A 20485-nucleotide genomic window follows, 5' to 3' on the forward strand; every position below is an offset into this window, starting at 1 on the left:
CGTCATCCCGCGCCCCGACGTCGTCTCGCGTCCGGGCCAAGGTGCGCGGCGCGCGTTGCGGGCGGGGGTGGTGCGGTGAGGGCGTGCGCGCGCGTGGTGGCGGAGGTGGATGGCAGGGGTGGCACGCGGCCAACTGTTCTGCGCGGCGAATCGCCTTTGCTGGTTCGGCGCACCGGCCCGCGTGGGGGTGATCTCACCGTGCACCTCGTTGGCGGTGCGGCCGGTCCGTTGCGGGGTGACGATCTGCGGCTGGACATTGAGGTGGGCCCCGGCGCGCGCCTCAGCATGTTCAGCGTAGCGGCGCAGCTTGCCCTGCCGGGCCGCCCGGGTCTGCCCGCCTCCCGCTTCGAGATCCACGCGACGGTAGCGACCGGCGGCACGTTGGTCTTCCACCCGGAGCCGCTCATCGCCGCGTCCGGCTGCGACCACCGGGCCAGCACCACGGTCACCGTCGAGGACGGCGGCACCCTGCTCTGGCGCGAGGACCTTGTCTGCGGCCGCCATGCCGAGCCCTCCGGAGCAGCCCACACCGAACTCACCATCCACTACGCCGGCAGCACCCTCTTTCGCCACGACCTCACCGTGGGCCCGGCCGCACCCGCCTGGTCCGGGGCCGCCATCCTGGGCGAGGGCCGGGCGATTGGCACCCTGATCCTGGCCGGCCCCGACCTTCCCGAACCTCGCATCCTCGGTGACAACGCCGCTCTCATGCCCCTGACCGGGCCGGGACGGCTGGCCTCCGCCGTCGGTGCGGATATCCGCCAGGTCCGCGCCGCCCTCGACCCGTTGAGTGTGCTGTCGTCGCCTGCCCTGTTGGCGCCCTGAAGGCCCTGGCGCTATCGGTGCCATGACGGGGGCTCCGGCCTTAGTGGTGCTCTGGGGGCTCCAGCGCGGCAGCGACCGCGGCGACGCCCTTTTGCAGCTGCTGGACGGCCGAGCGGACTTGTCCGATATCGATCGGTGAGGCCGCGTTCAGTGCCGCGTTGCGGATGTAGGTGGACAGGGGTATACCCGCGGCCCGGGCAGCTGTCTCCACGGCCCCCAGCTCACCGGGGTTGAAGCGGACGGACACCACCGACCTGACATCGGGAGCGATCTCGGGGGCGGGGATGTCTTCCCAGGCAGCGGGATCGTCGCGCTGCTCGTAGGCTTCCTCGGCGAGCTGGGCGATCTCGGCTGCGGTCATGCCGGTGAGCGGATCGGGCTCCGTGCGGCTGTGCGCCAGCAACCAGGCGCCACCGGCGGGCAGCTTCTCGTCCTTGGACACGGAAACTTCGTGCCCGGTGCTGGTCGACCGGTAGAGCCCCGCCTGCGGAGCCCGCTGTCCGGCCCTGAATCGTGTCTCAGTGGTGTTCATCGTCTCTCCCAGGCGTTGATGGGGATGGCCGCTTGGTCCACACGCAGGTATATGAAGACGACGGTCAGCGGTCTGCCGGCTTCCGTCCTCCCGGTGGCTTGGTGGGTTGCCGCCCTTCCGCTGAGGTTGCGGCGGAAGGATGTGCCCGCCCGCAGGAGAACCTCCTCGATCTCCTGACGGCTGGCCCGCCGAGTGGCGTAGTAGGTGTTGTTGGCCCAGATGATCCGGTGGATAACCATCGGCGGCATCGCTGTTCGCCTTCCGTAATACGTACCCTAACACTTCGTACTACGGGAGGGTGTCATGGATTGGGTTGGATTTCTGGCCGGGTTCCTTCGCCTGTGGATAACTACCGGGCATACGCCAAGAAGGCGGGTCCGGCATGGACCCGCCTTCTCGCTGCTGGAGGCCTCTTCCCCAAGGCCCCGCCGATACGCCGACCACGCCGGAGACGCTGGCCCGCCGGCCCACCTGCCCCGCCGGATACGCCGGCCCGGCGGCTACGCCGCTTTGGTGGTGGTGGTGAAGGCGATCGGGACCCCGTGGGTGTCCGTCAGCGCCAGCCGGGTCCGCAGGTTGCCCTGCTCCGCGACCCGGGCGAAGTACTCGTTGCGGCGGCGGTGCTGGCAGCCCTTGCGGGTTCGTGGCCCGCCCGCGGCCACCGTCAGCAGTTCCGGCGCCAGGGAGCTGTTGAGCCCCTCGCGCAGCAGCCTCAGCGCCTCCGTCCGCAGTTGGGAGATGCGCGACTCGGTGACGCCCAGTTCCGCCGCCACCTCACTGAGCGGCTGCTCCTGCAGGAACGACTGGGTAACCACCATGCGCAGCCGCTCGGGCAGCGCCTGGATCGCCTGGTGCAGGTAGCCGAGACGTTCCCGCTTGAGCAGCAGATCCTCCGGGCCCTCCGAGGTTTCCGGCACCATCTCCTCGGCGGCGCCGGTCGGGAAGCCCTGCAGGCTCAGCAGAGCCGCCTTCTGCACGTCGTCCTCGACCGACGCCAGCTCGGCGACGCCGATGCCGAGCATCTCGGCGACTTCGGCTTCGCTGGGGGTGCGGCCCAGGGCTGCGGTCAGCTCCTGGCGGGCCTGAGCGGTCTTACGTGCCCGGGCTCGTACGGATCTGCTGGCCCAGTCCTGTCCGCGCAACTCGTCAAGCAGGGCACCGCGGATGCGCACCGCGGCGAACCGGTGAAAGGGTATCCCCCGGCTCGGGTCGAACGAGCGCGCAGCACCGAGCAGCGCGGCGAAACCGGCGGACGACAGATCGTCCGAGTGGACGTGACCGGGAACGCGGTTGAGCAGTTCCCGGACCAGGTGGCCGACCATCGGCATGTGCTCGCGGACCAGGTCCTCGATATCGCGCGCGGACGGCGCGTCATGGGTGGTGCCGACGGTGGCGGGGAGTTCGGTCGTGACGGACACCTTGTCCTCCTCGCTCGTACGGGGCCGGCGGTGATCCGGCCCGATGAGGAAGACATTTGCTGCCGCCGGGTGCAGTCGCGCCCGAACTCGGTTGCTTTTATGGAGTTTTTCGTGAAAAAGGCTCAGATGCCGCCGGGGTCTCCCGCCCCGGGCGTTTTAAACCCGGTTGAGCTGGCGAAATGCTACATTGCGGAGCTCGTCGCGGACCCATCCCATGCGGCGCACGGCCGTCTCCGGGTGGTGACCGAACTCCTCCGCCACGACGGCGGCACAGCCATCGCTGCCATGCCGCAGCAGCATCGCGGTGACGGCTTCTTCGACCGTCTCGCGGCTGGGGCATTGCGACGGCTGCAGGTGGGAGACGAAGAGCGCCTCCGCCGCCAGGTCCTGCACGGTGCTGATCATAAAAAGAACTCCCCGATGTGCGACCACTTGCTCTGGTTCCAGCTAACGCTCGCGCCGGTGCTGACGGGAACCGCTCAGGTTGCAGACCGGTATCAACCATCATCCTCACGGGCGTCCGGCATGCCGTGAGGCACGCCGTGCGGGGCCTCATCAACTTTAACGCGCGACAACGGCGGCCGGCCGGGGGTCCGGTCGGCCGCCGTTGTCGCGCAGGCTATGGGGTCGTTACGTCGCCGTCGTCCAGGTCCTCATTGGTGTCGGCCGGGGGCGTCACGGAGCCTCCGGTGTCGGTGCCGGTGCCGCCGCCCTGCTCGCCGCCGCCGACCGGCGTCGAGGGCTGCTCCGAGGCCGGCGGCGACGGGTCGACCGGGCCACTGCCCGAACCGCCGTTGCTGCCACCGTCCGTACCGCCGTTGCTGCCGCCACCGTCGGTGCCACCGTTGCTGCCGCCGCCATCGGTGCCACCGTTGCTGCCACCACCGTTGTTGCCGCCGTTGTCACCCCCGTCGGTCCCGCCGTTGTTGCCGCCGTTGGTGCCGGTCGATGCGCTGGCGGACGGCTTGGTGCCGGGTTTGGCCGGGGCTCCGGCCGGGTTGGACGGGTCCACCGGCACCGGCACGGCCACACCGTTGGGGGCGATCGAGATGCCCGGGATCGGGGTGTCCGCGGCCGGGACCGGGCCGAGGCGGACCTGGCCGTTGCTCAGGTGCTCGACCGGGCGCGACGGATCGCCAGGCTTCGGTGAGACGTAGGTGTCGCAGTTCTCGCCGTCGAGCTGGAACACCATCGGGGCCGCGTTGCTGGCGTCGTACCGTCCGGTGAATTGCATGGTGGTGGTGGCCTGGGAGTTGAGCGCCTTGTCGGAACTCACCGTGACCTGATTGTTCTGCTGGTCGAGCCGGAGCTTGCCGTTGCCCGAGACGACTTGGTCGCCGGGCATCAGGAACCAGAGCTTCCAGTTGTCGATGGCCTTGGTGTCGCGGTTGGCCACGGTGACGGCGGCCTTGAACCGGTCGCCGTCGTCGGACCAGACGGCGTAGCTGACCACGCACTTCGATCCCTCGGTAGGCGCCGGGGCGACGGCGTTGGTGATCACGCCCTTGGGGCCCGGGTCGTTCGAAACCGCGGTGAACGCCCAGCCCAGCAGCCCGACGCCGAGCACCGCGCCGGCCGCGAAGAAGATGCGGCGCTGCTTGACGGTGGTGCCGAGCCGGCGGGGCTGCGGGATGGGCAGCGCGGCCGGAGCCGGGGCGGGCGCGGCGGCCGCGCTGGGCCGCAGCGGGGCTTCGGACTCCTCCTTGCGAGGAGCCGGGAAGCCGGGCAGGTCGGGCGCGGCCGGCGCCTGGGGCACCGGGGTCGACGGCGGCACCGGGCCGAACCGGCTGTTGCGCGCGGCCCGAGCCGGCGGGGCCGAGGCGGGGGCGTTGCTGCCCACCGCGGCTTCGACCTCGGCCACCGAGACCGGCTCGGCCACGGCACCGGGGGCCGGGGAGACCGGAGCGGCCTGCGCGGGGACCGCGGCGACACCACGGCCGGGCGAGGACTCCGCCACCCGGGCGTGCCCGGCGCGGATGCGGCCCAGGCCATCGGTGTAGCCGTGCGAGGATGGCAGGATCGTGGTGTCCTCCCCCGCGTCCGCCCAGTCCGGTACGAACGCGCGCGCCGCGGGAACGCCGGCCGACACCGTGCCCAGCACGTGCGCGAGCTCGGCACTGGAAGGCCGGTCCGACGGGCGCTTCTGCAAGCAACTGGCGATCAGCGCGGACACGGCGCTGGGCAGGCCCTCGACCGGCGGCAGCGGGTCGGGCTCGGTGTACTGGTGGGCGCGCAGCAGCGCGGTGGTGGTGCCCACGTCCCACGGGAGCTGACCGATCAGCGTGCGGTAGATCAGCAGGCCGACGGCGTACACGTCGGTGGCCGGGCTGACCTGGCCGCCTTCGAGGCGCTCGGGAGCCAGGTAGGCCGGGGTGCCGAGCAGGCTGCCGTCCGGGTCGATGTCGTTCTCGCCGATCAGGGCCGAGATGCCGAAGTCGACAACCTTGGCGCCGGTCGGGGTGAGCATGACGTTGGCCGGGGTCACGTCGCGGTGCACGATGCCGCGGGCATGCGCTGCGGCCAGCGCGGCCGAGACCTCCGCACTGATTCGCACGGCGGCCGGCCAGGGCAGGCGCCGTACGCGGGCCAGGACGGCGGCCAGCGACTCGCCGTCGACCAGCTCCATCACGACGTACGGAACAGCCTCACCGTCGACGGTGGTCGCCTCGCCGTAGTCGTACACGTTGGTGATGTGCGGATGGCTCAGCCGGGCAGCGGCCTGGGCCTCCGCGCGCAGCCGGCGCCGGAACGAGGGATCGGCACTCGTCGACGGGGGCAGCACCTTGACCGCCACCTGCCGTCCGAGGACCTCATCGAAGCCTCGCCACACCACTGACATCCCGCCGGCACCCAGCCGCTCGACCAACCGGTATCGGTTGGCCAGCAGGCTGGACCCGGGCAGGTCCGTCGTGCTCATGTGCCCCCACATGCGCGATCGGAAAAACACTGGAAGCACACCGCCATGTGTTCCAGCGCCGGGGCGGCTCAGTCCACCGTTGGACCGAGCATCCCCCATCGACGCCCGGGATGTTAGCCGACATTCGGTCACTGTCACGACTCGTCTGCGTACGGGGTGACCTGCGCCTTGTCACAGTCCGTTTCCTGACATGCGCTTCGGGTGCACGGCGAGGGTTTAACCGTTTTCGCAGGTCAACGCTGTATAGACGGTCATTGCCCCCCGAGGGTGCGGCTAATGCCCGGTTCGCCGGAAGTTGCAGGCAATACCGTACAAAATGGACAGCCATGAGCGATTCCGCACGGGCAGTAAAGATCGCGTCACGCTTCGGCAACAGTGGAGGGCTGTCGGGTATCCGCGTCCTGTTGCTTGCGTTAACGCAATGACCTGCGGAACCCCGCCCGATCGGATGAAAAACGCGCGCCGATCATGCTTAGTTGCCGAAGGTGACTCAACGAAGGGGCAATTCACCCAGAAGTGACCGCTCCCGGCGTAGCGGCGCGGGATGCAGCCCGGGCAACACGACGGGCATCGCATCGACCGGCACAGCACCCAGCGATTCCAGGTGGCGCAGCATCGGCGTGAGGCTCTCGTAGAGCACGAGCACCACGTCGCCGGGCGCGGCCATCCGCAGCGCCTCGTCCACCGCCGCCGGGTAGCCGTCGGTGCGCACCGAGCGCAGCCCCGGCCGCCGGCCGCGCATCTCGCGTTCGACCAGCGCGCTGACTTCGCCCGGTGCCCGGCCCCGTGGATCCTCGTCGTCGTGCAGCACCGCGCGGGTCACGCCGTCCGCGAGCACCTGGGCGCAGGCGGTCAGCAGGTCGTCGCGGCGGTCCCCGGGCAGCGTCACAAGCGCCACGCAACGCTCCGGGCCGTACAGCCGGTGCAGGGTGCGCAGCACCGCCGCGAGGGCCGCCGGGTTGTGCGCGTAGTCCACGAACAGCGTGACCTCGCCGAGCTTGAGCATGGTGCCGCGGCCGGGGTTGTGCACCCGCGGCTCGAACTCGCTCAGCCGCTCGGTCACCATGTGCGCCGGGGCGCCCATCGCGCGGGCCGCCGCGATCGCCGCCAGCGCGTTGAACGCCACGTACGGCGCCGCCCCCGCGAACGTGCCCGGCAGATCGGCGACGCGCAGCAGCGGCGTGCGCCGGGCGCCGGTGGCCTGCACCAGCCAGCCGTCGAGCAGCAGGTACGCGGTGCCGCCCCGGGCCAGGTGCGCCGCCATCACGTTCTGGTGCGGGTCGGCGCCGAACCAGATGAGGCGCTTGCGCTCGGCTCGTACCCGGGGACGGTCGACCAGATTGCGCACCCACGGGTCGTCGGCGTTCAGCACGAGCGTGCCCCCGTCGCGGACCCGCTCCGCGACCAGCGCCTTGACGTGCGCGATGTCCTCGATGGAGGCCAGGCCGTCCTGACCCAGGTGGTCGGCGGTGATGTTGGTGATGACCCCGACGTCGGTCCAGTCGTAGCCCAGCCCGCGGCGCAGCAGCCCGCCTCGCGCGGTTTCCAGCACGGCCGCCTGCACCGCCGGGTCGCCAAGGACCATCTGCGCCGAGAGCGGGCCGGTGGCGTCGCCGCGGAACACCGTACGACCGTCGATGCTGACCCCGTCGGTGGTCGTCAGCCCGACCGTCATCCCGGTGCCGGCCAGGGCGAACGCTGCCATCCGGGCTACCGAGGTCTTGCCGTTGGTCCCGGTCACGGCCAGCGTGGGGATGCGCCCGTTGGAGCCGCTGGGAAACATCGCGCGCACGATCGCGTCGCCGACGTCACGGGCGCGGCCGCGTACCGGGGACAGGTGCATGCGCAGGCCGGGGACCGCGTTGACCTCGATGACGCCGGCATCCATCGGGCCGGGCTCACCGGCGGGCGGAACGGGTGCGGCGATGCCGGGCAGGCGCAGGTCGATGCCGGCGATGTCCAGACCGATCACTGCGGCTACGCGCAGGCACAGCCGGGCCACGTCGGGGTGGATGCGATCGGTGACGTCGTACCCGGTGCCGCCGGTGGAGAGGTTGGCGTCGTCGCGCAGCCAGACCTGCTGACCCTCGCCGGGCACGCTCTGCTCGTCCAGATCCTGGCGCCGCAGCACGGTCCGGACGGTGTCGTCGATCTCGATGCGGGTCAGGGCACGCGAATGGCCCGAGCCGCGGCGGGGGTCACTGTTGGTCCGGGCGACCAGCTCGCTCACCGTGGCGCTTCCATCGCCCACCACATGCGCGGGCACGCGTTCGGCGGCGGCCACCACCTCACCGGCGACGACCAGCACCCGATAGTCGCGTCCAGGCAACTGACGTTCCACCACGACGTCCGGACCGGCGGCGGCAAAAGCCACGTCCAAGTCCTCACGGGTACGAACATTGAGCGTGACGTTGCGCCCCTGCCGCCCGTGCCGCGGCTTGACCACCACGGGTGCCCCGAACTCATCGAGCAGCCGGGCCGCGTCCTGCACCGTGGCGGCCGCCGCGCCGGGTACCACCGGAACGCCCGCATCGGCCAGCAGCCGCCGGGTGACCTGCTTGTCCCCGGCCACGTCGATGCCCACCCCGCTGGTCCGGTCGGTCATCGCGGCCCAGGCCAGCCGCCGGCGCGTACCCCAGCCCAGGCGCAGCAGGCTCAGGTCGTCGTACCGCTCGACCGGGATGCCGCGCCGGCGGGCCGCCGCGATGATGGCCGAGGTGCTGGGCCCGGTCGCCTCCTGCTCGGCCAGGTCGGACAACGCCGCCAGCCGCGGTTCCACATCGCCGGCGGTGACCGTCGCGCCGGCCGCGATGTCGGTGACCAGCTCGATGGCGGTTTCCAGCAACTGCGCGGGCAGCGCCGACTCGGGGGACTCGTCCACCGGGCATTCGATGATCACGTCATAGACCCCGAGGTCAGGGCCCGCTACGGTACGGCCGAAGCTGACGTCCCGCCCGATGAGCTGGGACAGCTCGATGCTCACGTGCTCGGTGACGTGGCCGAAGTAGGTGCCGCCGCGCATCCGGCTGACGAAGCCTCCGGGCGTACCGGCAGCGCAGTGGTGATCGGTCAACCCGGGCAGCACCCGCAGCAGCCGCTCCGGAAAGCCGGTGATGTCGCTGGTCTCGCGTCCGGCGAGCGCGCCGAGATCCAGGCGGGCGACCAGCGCCGGGCGCGACAAGTGGACGTTGGGTCCGCGCAGGCGGCGCAGGCTCAGGATCTTCATGCGGCTGTTTCCTTCTGCAAGATCGCCGGTCGGCGCCCGGTCAGTTCGAACCTGCTGCCGGCCGGCAGAACGTGGATGCGCGCGCCGGCCAGCGCTATCGGGCCCTCGGCGGGCACCACGATGTCGGTGGCGGCACCGGCGTCCACGACGGTGACCGCGCCGGTGCCGAGCACCTCGAAACGGTCGCCGTCGGCCAGGATCGCGGTGTCCTCGTCGATGCCCACGCCCAGCTCATGCGGGTACAGCGCGACGGCGCTGAGCAGCCGGTTGAGTCGCCCGCGCTCGGCGAAGTGCATGTCGATGACCACGCCTGGCAGGAATTCCAGGCCTGGCCCGGTGCGCACGCTGGCCCGGGCGACGCCGGGGGCCACGCCGCCGGTGATCATCGTGCCGGACATCATCGCGGCGCCCGCGCTGGTGCCGCCGAGCACGACAGCGCCGCCCTTGACCAGGGTCTGCAGGGCGGCGTCGACCAGGGTGCCGCCGAGCACGCCGGTGATGCGCTGCTGGTCGCCGCCGGTGAAGAAGACGCCGGTGGCGGGCGCGAGGGCGTGCACGACACCGCGGTCGTTGGCCTGGCTGCGGGTATTGATGCGCAGGCCGCGGGCCCGGCGCGCGCCGAAGCGGGTGAACAGGGTGGCGTACTCGGCTTCGAGGGTGGCCGGTTCGCCGCTGGCGGTGGCGATCACCACGATGTCGGCTTGCGGACCGCCGGCCAGGTCGACGAAGCGGCGCAGGATCGCCTCACCGCCGGGGCGGTGGCGCTCGGCACCGCCGATGACCAGCAAACGGGCCGTCACGCCGTACCCCCTCAAGGCTTTGACCGCGGTCTTGCCTTGAGGTTAAACGGAACAAATACGAAACATCCGGCTAATCCCGGTAGTCGGCGGGCAGGAGGTGCTCGATGGACGGCGCGGCCCCGGCCGGCGCGCAAACGCGGAACCGAGCCGCTCGGCATGGCTGGCACCCACGGAAGACCTTGTCGCGCAGCGGCGTCGCCGCCTCGCTCACCGCCTGCGAGCCCCGGGGCCCGGACGAGGGACGATATCCCGGTACGTCCGCACGGCATGACCGCCGGCGCAGTGCAGCTCGGCCTGCATCTCGTGGCCACAGTCCCGGTGCACCATGCTCAGCGGAGGCCCGGCCGGGTCGGCGAGATAGCGGTCACCCCATTCCTTGATGGCCACCAGCATCGGATACAGGTCCAGGCCCTTCTGGGTCAGCCGGTATTCGTGCCGGATCCGCGAGCCCGGCTCCTGATAGGGCTCGCGGCGCAGCAGCCCCTGCCCGACCAGCGTCGCCAGCCGGTTGGTGAGCACCTGCCGCGGGATCCCGGTGTGCTCGCGCATGTCGTCGAAGCGGCGCACCCCGCTGAACGTCTCGCGCAGCACCAGGATGGTCCACTTCTCGCCGAGGATCTCCATCGCGCGGCCGATCGTGCAGTTCTCGACGGACCATTGCAGGGCCTCGGGCGGGTTCATGCTGCCAGGCTAAGTCTCGTTGACAGACGCAGCAAGCCGTGCCAGTCTGCGTCCATGACCCAGACTCAGCAGGGCTCCCGGAGCCGGACGTTCAGCTGGAGCGACCCCGGTGAGCATTCCGGCCGGTTGGCCGGGCGCTCGGGGCTTGAGGTGCTGCAGGCCATGTCCCGGGGCGAGCTGCCGCCACCGCCGGTCATGCAGTTGATGGACATCGCCGAGCTGACCGCCGTGGAAGGCAGCGTCACCGTGCGCCTGCAGCCGCAGGAGTTCCACTACAACCCGCTCGGCACCGTGCACGGCGGCATGCTCTCCACGCTGCTCGACACCGCCGCCGCATGCTCGGTGCACAGCACGCTGCCCGCAGGGGTGGCCTACACCAGCCTGGATCTCAACGTGAAGTTCCTGCGCCCGGTCACGCTGGCCTCCGGCATGCTCACCACCATCGGCTCGGTGCTGCAGCGCGGCCGGCGCACCGCGCTGGCCGACGCCCGGATGACCGACGCCGCGGGCCGCCTGGTCGCGCACGCCACCTCGAGCTGCATGATCCTCGAGATGGCTCGATAACATCTGCTGATGATCAGCGGCATCCTCATCCCCGGCGGCACCGGCACCATCGGCACCCTGCTCGACCTCGCCTGGGAGACCCTGGCCGACCGCACCGCCCACGTCGAGGCCATCACTTGGGACGCCCCGCGCGACATCCTCGACGGTGACCCCGAGCCCTTCGTGCGCGCTCACGTCGAGCAGGCCCTGGCCGCGGCTCAGGACGTCGCCCCGCCGGCCCGCCCGGTGCTCATCGGCAAGTCGCTGGGCAGCTACGCGGCCGCGCTGGCCGCCGACCGGTCGCTGCCGGCTATCTGGATCACGCCGCTGCTCACCCGGCCCGGCGTGGTCGCGGCGATCACCCGCAACCCGGCCCCGCAACTACTGATCGGCGGCACCGCCGACCGCCGGTGGTGGGACGAGGAGGCGGCCCGCAGCACCGGCCAGCAGGTGCTGTCCATCGCCGAGGGCACCCACTCGCTGCGGGTGCCCGGCCCGATCCGCAAATTCACCGACGTGCTGGGCACCGCCGGCACCGCGATCGAGGAATTCCTCGACGCTATGGGGCGCTGAACAGCGGCTTGACGTCCTCGGCCGGCGCTTCCCAGGTGGTCGCGTCGGCGTTGACCTGCTCGCCGGAGCGGATGTCCTTCACCGAATCCGGTTCGCCATCGGCGCCCAGGAACCATACGAACGGAATGCCCCGGCGCTCGGCGAAGCGGATCTGCTTGCCGAACTTGGCTGCCGCCGGAGCCACCTCGGTGCTGATTCCGCGCGAACGCAGCGAGCGGGCAGCCCGGTCACAGCGCGCCCGGTCGTCCTCATTGGGCAGCGCGATCAGCACCGCGGTGGGGACGCTGCGCGAGGCGGTCAGCGCGTCGCGGCCGAACATTAGGCCGAGCAGCCGGGTAACCCCGATCGAGATACCCACTCCGGGGAAGCGCTCGGAGCCGGTGGAGGCCAGGTTGTCGTAGCGCCCACCGGAGCAGATCGAGCCGTGGCGTTCGTACCCCTCCAGCTGGGTCTCATAGACCGTGCCGGTGTAGTAGTCCAGACCGCGAGCGATCTTCAGCTCGGCGCGGATCAGACCCGGCGCGTGCTCGGTTCCGGCCTCCACGACGCGCGCCAGTTCCTCCAGACCCTCGTCGAGCAGTTCGTTCTGCACGCCCAGCTTGCGCACCTGCTCCACGAAGGACAGATCGCTTGCCGAGATCTGCGCCAACTGCAGGCAAGCCTCGGCCTGCGCGGCGCTCGCACCCTGCTGGACCAGCGCGTCGCTGACCTTCTGCGGGCCGATCTTGTCCAGCTTGTCGATGATGCGCAGCACCTCGTCCGGGTCCTCAAGACCCAGCCCGCGGTAGAAGCCCTCACACACCTTGCGGTTGTTGATCTGGATGGTCACCGGCGGAATCGGCAGCGAGCGCAGCGCGTCACCGACCACCAGCGGCATCTCGGTGTCGTAGTGGAACGGCAGCGAGTCGCGGTCCACCACGTCGATATCGGCCTGCAGGAACTCGCGGTAGCGGCCCTCCTGCGGACGCTCGCCGCGCCACACCTTCTGGATCTGGTAGCGCCGGAACGGGAACTGCAGCTTGCCGGAATTTTCCAGTACGAACCGCGCGAACGGCACGGTCAGGTCGAAGTGCAGCCCGAGCGCGGCATCCTCGCGGGCCTCGGCGTCCTCCTGCAGCCGGCGCAGCGTGTAGACCTCCTTCGAGGTCTCCCCCTTGCGCAGCAACTGCTCCATCGGCTCGACGGCGCGGGTTTCGAGCGGCGCGAACCCGTACAACTCAAAGGTCGTCCGGATCTTCTCGACGACGTTCTGTTCGATCATCCGCTGCGCGGGCAGCCATTCCGGGAAGCCGGACAGCGGCGTGGGCTTGCTCATGGTTCTCCTGTTTTCTACAGTCCGCGGCGCGGCGCAGCGACCAGTTCCCGCAGGTACGGGTTGTGGGCGCGCTCGCGGCCGATCGTCGTCTCAGGTCCGTGGCCGGGCAGGACCACCGTGTCGTCGGCCAGGGGCAGGATCTTGTCCCGCAGGCTGGTCATCATCACGGCGGTGTTGCCGCCCGGCAGGTCGGTGCGTCCGATGGAGCCGGCGAAGAGCACATCACCGGAGAGGCAGAGCTGGTCCGCGTCCCATGATGTCTGCGTGTTCGGCATCCGGAAAATCACCGACCCGCCGGTACGGCCCGGCGCATGGTCGACAGTGATCTCCAGCCCGGCCAGGCTCAGCGTGGCACCGTCGGTCAGCTCGGCGACATCCTCGGGCGCGGTGTACGGCAACCGGCCCCCGAACATCTGCTGCAGCCCGATGCCCATGCCCTTCTCCGGGTCGGCCAGCATCTCCAGGTCACCCGGGTGCACGTACGCGGTGATGCCCCGCGCGCCGCAGACCGGAGTGACGGAGAACGAGTGGTCGAGGTGCCCGTGGGTCAGCAGCACCGCGGCGGGCTGCAACCGGTGCTGGGCCAGCACCTCATCGAGGTGGTCGAGCACGCCGATGCCAGGATCGACGATCAGCGCCTGCTCCCCCGGACCCGCGGCGAGCACGTAGCAGTTGGTGCCGAACGCCTCCGCCGGAAAGCTGGTGACCAGCATCGCGCACCCCTTTCCACCCGTCGGTCGCCGCGTCTCAAGCCTAGCTGGACGCACCGTACACACCGGCACGGAACCTCGCACACCACATTCCCAGGCGTTACCCGTACACTCTTGCGGGCGTGTGGCGAGGCGCACGTCCGCACTTTTCCAGGAAGGGGAGCACTCGGTGGTCTCCAGCAAGGACCGGCAGCGCAAGCTGGCGCGCGACAAGTTCGACCGCCAGATGGCGCGCCGGGCGGCGAAGCAGCGCCGGCGGCGGCAGATCCAGGCCGGGCTCGGCGCGGCGGCGGCGCTGATCGTCATCGTGGGTGGCATCGCGTGGCTGGGCGGCGCGTTCGATTCCGACGACACGACCACCGACGCAGCCGACTCGGACACCTGCCTGTGGACCCCGCAGAGCACCGACGGCAACGCCAACCTCAAGGACGTGGGCCAGCCCCCGACCAAGGACATCCCCACCTCGGGCACCCGGGACATGACAATCACCACAGACCAGGGTGCGCCGATCGTCGTCCGTCTCGACCAGACCAGCTCGCCGTGCAGCGCCGCCGACCTGGCGTACCTGGCGGGCAAGCAGTTCTACGACAACACCACGTGCCACGAGATCACTGCCGAGGGCGCGATCCGCTGCGGCGACCCGAGCGGCACCGGCCAGGGCGGCCCGACGTACAGCGTCTACGACGAGAACCTGCCCCAGGTCCCCTCGCCCGCCCCCAGCGCCGGCGCCACGCCGGTCTACCCCAAGGGCACGGTCGCCATGATCGGCGACCCGCCGGGCACCAACGGCAGCCAGTTCTTGATCTTCTTCAAGGACTACACCCCCAAGGGCCAGGCACAATACCCGATCATCGGTACGGTGACCGGCGGCCTGGACACCGTCACAAAGATCGGCAAGATCCCGGTCAAGGCCAACGCGGCCGGCGACAAGGTGACCCCGGCGACGAAGATCGCGGTGCAGAGCATCACCGTCGGGGCCAGTACCCCCGATGGAGCGACCCCGTCGGCCGCCGCGCCCTCCGCTTCCAGCCAGTCCTGAGCTTTCCGGAGCAGAATCCCACCCGAAACGCCCCCTCACCGCACGAAGGCATACAGGAGGAACACCGTGTCGTCGATCAAGGACAGGCAGCGCGCGGCGGCGCGGGCGCGCCTCGAGAAGGAGATGGCCGAACGCTCGGCCGCCGCCAAGAAGCGGCGCCAGCGCCAAACCATCATCGGCTCGGCTCTGGCCGTCGTCGTCATCGCCGGCGCGGCAGTCTGGATCGTGGCCGCGCTCAACAAGGACGACGACAAGCCGGCCGCCTCGGCCTCGGCCCCACCCGCGGGCACCGTGGCCTGCCAGTGGATTCCCGAGGACGGCAGCACCGGCGCCAAGGTCAGCGACGTCGGCACCCCGCCGCCCAACGCGCCGAACACCGGCAAGGACACCCTGACCATGACCACCGGCCTGGGCGCGATCACGGCCACGGTGGACCTGTCCAAGGCCCCATGCACCGGCGCGGCGTTCACCTACCTGGCCAGCAAAAAGTTCTGGGACGGCACCAAGTGCCACCGCCTGACCACCGAAGGCATCAAGGTCCTGCAGTGCGGTGACCCGTCGGCCAAGGGCAAGGGCTACCGCGAGACCGACGGCACCGGCGGCCCCAGCTTCCGCTACGCCGAGGAAAACCTGCCCACCAACGCGAAGCCGGCCTATCCCAAGGGCACCATCGCGATGGCGAAGACGTCGGCACCCAGCAGCACGGGCAGCCAGTTCTTCATCGTCTACGCCGACACCGACCTCCCGGCGGAGTACACCGTCCTGGGCACGATCACCAAGGGCCTGGACATCGTCGAAACGGTCGCCAAGGCGGGGACTGACAACTCCAACGGGCAGGGGGACGGGCATCCTAAGAAGGAGCTCGACATCAACAGCTTGACCATGGCTGCTGCCTGAGTTTTCGTTTCCCTCGAAGGACGGTCCTGTGGTTTGGGGCCGTCCTTCGTTGCCTTCTTCGGTGGGTTGTCCCGGGGGCCGGCTTACTGGGCTTGGTGGCCTGGCGCAGGGTACTTCCCCGCCCTTGCTCGCCTACCGGTTCTGGGGTCCGGGGCCGAGCGGCCACCAGCCAAAGCGTTTCGGCGGGGGGCGGGGTTAGGCGCCGGAGGTTACGCGGTAGGCGTCGAAGACTCCGTCGACCTTGCGGACCGCTGCTACCAGGTGACCCAGGTGCTTGGGGTCAGCCATTTCGAAGGTGAAGCGGCTGACGGCCACCCGATCGCGGGTTGTGGTCACCGTGGCGGACAGGATGTTGACCCGCTCCTCCGAGAGCACCCGGGTGACGTCGGCCAGAAGCTTGTGCCGGTCCAGCGCCTCCACCTGGATGGCCACCAGGAATGTCGACGCGGATGTCGGCTTCCAACTGACCTCTACCACGCGTTCCGGCTGGGCTCGCAGGTCTTCGGCGTTGGCGCAGTCTTCGCGGTGCACGCTGACGCCGCCGGAGCGGGTGACGAAGCCGAAGACCGCATCACCGGGTACGGGGGTGCAGCACCGGGCCAGCTTCACCCAGACGTCGCTGACGTCCTTGACCACGACGCCCGGGTCCTGGGCAGCCGTGCGGTTGCGGGGCGGGCGGGTCGCGACGGCGGTTTCGGCGATGTCCTCGACTGCGCCTTCCTCGCCGCCGAAGCCCGCTACCAGCTTCTGCACCACCGACTGCGCCGACACCGTGCTCTCGCCGACCGCCGCGTACAGCGACGCCACGTCGGCCAGGTGCAGGTCGCGGGCGATCGTGGTCAAATTGTCGCTCGTCAGCATGCGTTGCAAGGGCAGGCCCTGCTTGCGCATTGCCTTGACGATCGCTTCCTTGCCGTCCTCGATCGCTTCTTCGCGGCGTTCCTTGTTGAAGTACTGCCGGATCTTCGTGCGCGCTCGCGGGCTCTTGACGAAGCCCAGCCAGTCCTGGGTCGGACCCGCCGTTGCCGACTTTGACGTGAAGATCTCGATCACGTCGCCGTTGGACAGAGTCGATTCCAGCGGTACGAGCTTGCCATTGACCCGGGCACCGATGGTCTTGTGCCCGACCTCGGTGTGCACCGCGTAGGCGAAGTCCACCGGGGTCGACCCGGTGGGCAGGGGGATGACGTCACCCTTCGGCGTGAAGACGTACACCTCCTGGCTGGAAAGATCGAAGCGCAGGGCGTCGAGGAACTCGCTTGGGTCGCTGGCCTCACGCTGCCAGTCGAGCAGTTGGCGCAGCCAGGTCATCTCGTCGATGTGCGCCGGCGGCCCCACGATCGTGGCGCCCTTCTGCTCCTTGTACTTCCAGTGCGCGGCGATGCCGAATTCCGCTGTGCGGTGCATGGCGAACGTGCGGATCTGCATCTCGACGGGTTTGCCGGTCGGCCCGATGACCGTCGTGTGCAACGACTGGTACATGTTGAACTTGGGCATGGCGATGTAGTCCTTGAACCGCCCCGGCACCGGCTGCCAGTTGGCGTGGATGACGCCCAGCGCCGCATAGCAGTCGCGCACCGTGTCAACCAGGATCCGCACGCCGACCAAGTCGTAGATGTCGCTGAAGTCGCGTCCCCGTACGATCATCTTCTGATAGATCGAATAGAGGTGCTTCGGACGCCCGGTGACCTCGGCCTTGATCTTCGCCGACTTGAGGTCCAGCCCGACCCGGTTGGTGACCTGACGCAGCAACGCCTCGCGCTGCGGCTGGTGCTCCCCGATCAGCCGGTTGATCTCCTCGAACCGCTTCGGGAACAGGGTCCCGAACGCCAGGTCCTCGAGCTCCCACTTGATCGTGTTCATACCGAGCCGGTGCGCCAGCGGAGCCAGGATCTCCAGCGTCTCCTTGGCCTTCTGCTCCTGCTTGGCCCGCGGCAGGAACGTCAGCGTACGCATGTTGTGCAGCCGGTCGGCCAGCTTGATGACCAGAACCCGGGGATCCTTGGCCATCGCGACAACCATCTTGCGAATGGTCTCCGCCTTCGCGGCATCGCCCAGCTTCACCCGGTCGAGCTTGGTGACCCCGTCGACCAGCAGCGCAACCTCGCCACCGAAGTCCGAGCGCATCTGCTCCAGGCCGTAGTCGGTGTCCTCGATCGTGTCATGCAGCAGCGCAGCCACCAGCGTAGTGGTGTCCATGCCGAGGTTCGCCAGGATGGTGGCCACAGCAAGTGGGTGCGTGATGTACGGATCCCCGGACTTGCGGTACTGCCCCGAGTGCCACCGGGCAGCCACATCGAAGGCCCGCTGCAAAGCCCGGCCGTCCGCCTTGGGATGGCTGGCCCGATGCGTGGCGATCAGCGGTTCGAGAACCTCGCTGACCTGGGTGCTCTGCCACGGGGCATTGAACCGGGCGAGCCGCGCCCGCACCCGTCGCCCGGTCGGGGCGCTGGCCAGCCCGAACCCGCCGGTCGGGGTGTCGGCAGGCGACAGCGGCTGGGTGACCTCGGGGTCGGGTGACTGGGCGCCGGTTGTGGGTGCGTCCGGGTCGGGGATGGGGTGCGACATCCTGGGAGGGGTCGCGGTGCTTCGGGGGGAGGCGCCGTCGGTGGGAGCGCTCCGGGTTACCTGGGCAGCGGTGCCATTGGTGGAGGGCTTCGGGGCCTTGCCGTCGTTCACAGCGGTGCCGCTGGACACGGCCGTGCCATCGACTGAGGCGGTGCCGCTGTCCGGGGCTGCGCCATTGCGTACGGCAGCGACCCTCGTCGAGGCGCGGCCATCGTCTGAGGTCGCGGCATCGCCGGCGCCAGAGGACTTGCCGTCGCCGGAGGCGCTACCACCCCGCGAGGCATTGCCGTCAGCGGCATCTGACCCCAGCGGAGCGATGAGGCCAGCCACCGGAGCGTCCCCGGCCGCGGCACCATTAACCACGCCCGCATTACCGGCAACCGCGCCTGCATCACCGGCAACCGCGCCCGAAGAGCCGCCGGGCTCAGGCGAAGCCGAGCCGTCGGCTCGCGCCGGGTCAGGCTTGGTCGTCGCCGCGTTGCTGGGTGGCGTCGCGGCCTTTGTCGCGTCGGTCGGCTGCACCGGGCCCTCCGTCGGAGAGGCGACGTCGCTGGACACCGGCCTCCTCACGTCGCTTCTGCTCACCTGACTGGAAACGCCATCCTACCCGCCACCGGTTCCCCGGTGCTCCGTGCGAGACGGCAAAGAATGCCAGCACCACAGACGGATCAGGATCAAACGGTCAGGAGGGCGTTCACCGTACAGGGTTTGAGCCGCTCACGGCCGCCGAGGAACCCTAGTTCCAGGAGCACCGTGAAACCCGCCACCGCCCCGCCGGCCTGTTCGACGAGGTTCAGCGCCGCTCCGGCCGTACCTCCGGTGGCCAGGACGTCATCCACCAGGAGGACTCTCTGCCCGGTCGGGAAGGCATCCTGGTGGACTTCAAGGGTGGCTTCGCCGTATTCGAGGGCGTAGGACGCCGAGTAGACCTTGCGGGGCAGCTTCCCCGCTTTACGGATGGGGACCGTACCCTTGCCGGTCGCGTACGCGATGGCGGAAGCCATGATGAAGCCGCGGGCCTCGATGCCGGCTACGACGTCGAACGAGTCCTCGCCGTGGTGGGCAATGATGGCGTCGATGACCTGGCGGAACACCTGACCGTCGGCGAACAGCGGGCTCAGGTCCTTGAACATGATGCCCGGCCGGGGGAAGTCCGGCACGTCCACGGTCCGGCTGGCGACCAGTTCGGCAATATCCGTCACGCGCACAGACTACGGCCCGCCACTTCAGCGCAAGTGGCGGGCCGGTGGAGCCTGGTGCTGGGTCAGCGGCGCTTCTGACCGCCGCTGGGACGGTTGCCGGCGCCGCCGCCGCGGTTGGTGCTGCGCTTGCCGGACGGGCGGGCCCCCGGGCGCGGCGTGGAGCCTGCCAGGGCGGGCACCTCACCCTCGGTTGCCGGCACGGCGGCCGGGCGGGTGCGCTCGCCGCGGGCCACGTCGCCCGAGCGGCCCGAGGAACGGCGGGCCAGGACGCGGGCGTTGTGGGCCTTGATCCGCGGCTCCTGGTCCTTGAGGGCGGCCAGCATCGGCGAGGCGAACATGATCGAGGAGAGCACGCCCAGGCCCATGCCGACGAACAGCACCAGGCCGAGGTCCTTGAGCGTGCCGGCGCCGAGCAGGCCGGCGCCGATGAACAGCAGACCGCCGACCGGGAGCAGGGCCACCAGGCCGGTGTTGATCGAGCGCATCAGGGTCTGGTTGACCGCGAGGTTGGTGGCCTCGCCGTACGTCCGGGTGCTGCCGGCAGTGATGCCGCGGGTGTTCTCCTGCACCTTGTCGAACACCACGACGACGTCGTACAGGGAGAAACCGAGGATCGTCAGGAAGCCGATCACCGTCGACGGGGTGACCTCGAAGCCGACGAGCGAGTAGACGCCTGCGGTGAGCACCAGGTCGAGCAGCAGCGTGGACACCGCCGCCGCGGCCATCCGCCACTCGAAGCGGATGACCAGGTAACCCATCACCAGCACCAGGAAGATGCCCAGGCCGAGCAGTGCCTGCTGGGTGACCTGGCCACCCCAGGCCGCGGAGACCAGGTCGTCACTGATCCGGTCGGCGGGCACGCCCAGATCCTTGACCAGCGCGTCCTTGACCGAGGTGGACTGCTCCTGGCTCAGCGATCCGGTGCGGACCGTGAAGCTGGCGTCGTTGCCGCTGCCGACCTGCTGGACGGTGCCGATCGAGGCTTCCCCGCTGACGCCGGCCGTGTCGATGGCCTTGGCCACCGCGCTCTTGGCCGCGTCCACGCTGCCGACGCTGGCCGGGAGCGTGAACTGGGTGCCGCCGGAGAACTCGATGCCCAGATGGAACCCGCGGATGAGGAAGCTGCCGATGGCGATGACGATCAGCGCCGCCGCAACCATGAACCACATCTTGCGCCGGCCCACAATGTTGATGTTGGCCTCGCCCCGGTAGAGGCGATCGGCAAGGCCGTTGGCCATG

The 20485-nt window shown here is 70.0% G+C and carries 18 protein-coding genes; 5 read left to right on the plus strand and 13 right to left on the minus strand.

Annotated elements, in window-relative coordinates; genetic code table 11:
- Positions 1-198: 198 nt before the first annotated feature.
- Positions 199-825, plus strand: coding sequence for an urease accessory protein UreD (locus TFC3_RS21310; protein ID WP_236718239.1), 627 nt, complete (start codon positions 199-201; stop codon positions 823-825).
- Between the two features lie 40 nt (positions 826-865).
- On the opposite strand, the gene TFC3_RS21315 is transcribed toward TFC3_RS21310, so the two are convergent.
- From TFC3_RS21315 to TFC3_RS21350, 8 genes are all read right to left on the minus strand, one after another.
- Positions 866-1357 carry a hypothetical protein gene (locus TFC3_RS21315; RefSeq protein ID WP_067502760.1) on the minus strand — a complete coding sequence of 164 codons (492 nt, stop codon included), beginning with the start codon at positions 1355-1357 and terminating at the stop codon, positions 866-868.
- Positions 1354-1605: a hypothetical protein gene (locus tag TFC3_RS21320; RefSeq protein WP_067502763.1), complete on the minus strand. Its 252-nt coding sequence runs from the start codon at positions 1603-1605 to the stop codon at positions 1354-1356. Before TFC3_RS21320 ends, TFC3_RS21315 begins: the two co-directional genes overlap by 4 nt.
- Positions 1606-1857: 252 nt before the next feature.
- Positions 1858-2775, minus strand: a complete 918-nt coding sequence (locus tag TFC3_RS21325) for a sigma-70 family RNA polymerase sigma factor (protein ID WP_067502766.1) — start codon at positions 2773-2775, stop codon at positions 1858-1860.
- Between the two features lie 156 nt (positions 2776-2931).
- Positions 2932-3180 carry a hypothetical protein gene (locus TFC3_RS21330; RefSeq protein ID WP_067502769.1) on the minus strand — a complete coding sequence of 83 codons (249 nt, stop codon included), beginning with the start codon at positions 3178-3180 and terminating at the stop codon, positions 2932-2934.
- A 214-nt stretch (positions 3181-3394) separates the two neighbouring features.
- Entirely contained in the window at positions 3395-5692 is a 2298-nt protein-coding gene (locus TFC3_RS40505; RefSeq protein ID WP_082772210.1) for a serine/threonine-protein kinase, read from the minus strand.
- Positions 5693-6182: 490 nt separating this feature from the next.
- On the minus strand, positions 6183-8918 hold the full coding sequence (gene cphA, locus TFC3_RS21340; protein WP_067502772.1) for a cyanophycin synthetase: 2736 nt from the start codon (positions 8916-8918) through the stop codon (positions 6183-6185).
- Complete coding sequence (locus TFC3_RS21345) at positions 8915-9718, minus strand: cyanophycinase (RefSeq protein ID WP_067502774.1); 804 nt, start codon at positions 9716-9718, stop codon at positions 8915-8917. The genes cphA and TFC3_RS21345 overlap by 4 nt, the downstream gene beginning before the upstream one ends.
- Positions 9719-9925: 207 nt before the next feature.
- Positions 9926-10399: a helix-turn-helix domain-containing protein gene (locus TFC3_RS21350; RefSeq protein WP_067502777.1), complete on the minus strand. Its 474-nt coding sequence runs from the start codon at positions 10397-10399 to the stop codon at positions 9926-9928.
- A 54-nt stretch (positions 10400-10453) separates the two neighbouring features.
- Between TFC3_RS21350 and TFC3_RS21355 the strand changes: the two genes are divergently transcribed.
- Positions 10454-10963 carry a PaaI family thioesterase gene (locus tag TFC3_RS21355; RefSeq protein ID WP_067502780.1) on the plus strand — a complete coding sequence of 170 codons (510 nt, stop codon included), beginning with the start codon at positions 10454-10456 and terminating at the stop codon, positions 10961-10963.
- Between the two features lie 9 nt (positions 10964-10972).
- Positions 10973-11515: an alpha/beta hydrolase gene (locus TFC3_RS21360; protein ID WP_067502782.1), complete on the plus strand. Its 543-nt coding sequence runs from the start codon at positions 10973-10975 to the stop codon at positions 11513-11515.
- Here the strand turns inward: TFC3_RS21360 and hisS are convergent.
- Entirely contained in the window at positions 11502-12830 is a 1329-nt protein-coding gene (gene hisS / locus TFC3_RS21365) for a histidine--tRNA ligase (protein ID WP_067502785.1), read from the minus strand. The two genes, TFC3_RS21360 and hisS, sit on opposite strands and share 14 nt — an antisense overlap.
- A 14-nt stretch (positions 12831-12844) precedes the next feature.
- Complete coding sequence (locus tag TFC3_RS21370) at positions 12845-13543, minus strand: MBL fold metallo-hydrolase (protein WP_067502788.1); 699 nt, start codon at positions 13541-13543, stop codon at positions 12845-12847.
- 166 nt (positions 13544-13709) lie between these two features.
- Between TFC3_RS21370 and TFC3_RS21375 the strand changes: the two genes are divergently transcribed.
- Together TFC3_RS21375 and TFC3_RS21380 are read left to right on the plus strand one after the other, a co-directional pair.
- Positions 13710-14579: a peptidylprolyl isomerase gene (locus TFC3_RS21375; RefSeq protein ID WP_067502792.1), complete on the plus strand. Its 870-nt coding sequence runs from the start codon at positions 13710-13712 to the stop codon at positions 14577-14579.
- A gap of 66 nt (positions 14580-14645) precedes the next feature.
- The gene (locus TFC3_RS21380) at positions 14646-15476 is read left to right on the plus strand and encodes a peptidylprolyl isomerase (protein WP_067502795.1); all 831 of its coding nucleotides are present in this window, start codon (positions 14646-14648) and stop codon (positions 15474-15476) included.
- A gap of 195 nt (positions 15477-15671) precedes the next feature.
- On the opposite strand, the gene TFC3_RS21385 is transcribed toward TFC3_RS21380, so the two are convergent.
- The 3 genes from TFC3_RS21385 to secF all read right to left on the minus strand — a co-directional run bounded on the left by TFC3_RS21385 (position 15672) and on the right by secF (position 20484).
- Positions 15672-18173 carry a RelA/SpoT family protein gene (locus tag TFC3_RS21385; RefSeq protein WP_369819686.1) on the minus strand — a complete coding sequence of 834 codons (2502 nt, stop codon included), beginning with the start codon at positions 18171-18173 and terminating at the stop codon, positions 15672-15674.
- Positions 18174-18718: 545 nt separating this feature from the next.
- Positions 18719-19246, minus strand: coding sequence for an adenine phosphoribosyltransferase (locus TFC3_RS21390; RefSeq protein WP_236718240.1), 528 nt, complete (start codon positions 19244-19246; stop codon positions 18719-18721).
- A 62-nt stretch (positions 19247-19308) separates the two neighbouring features.
- Positions 19309-20484: a protein translocase subunit SecF gene (gene secF, locus TFC3_RS21395; RefSeq protein ID WP_067502800.1), complete on the minus strand. Its 1176-nt coding sequence runs from the start codon at positions 20482-20484 to the stop codon at positions 19309-19311.
- Between the last annotated feature and the right edge of the window lies 1 nt (position 20485).

Source organism: Actinoplanes sp. TFC3, assembly GCF_001553785.1.
GTDB lineage: Bacteria > Actinomycetota > Actinomycetes > Mycobacteriales > Micromonosporaceae > Actinoplanes.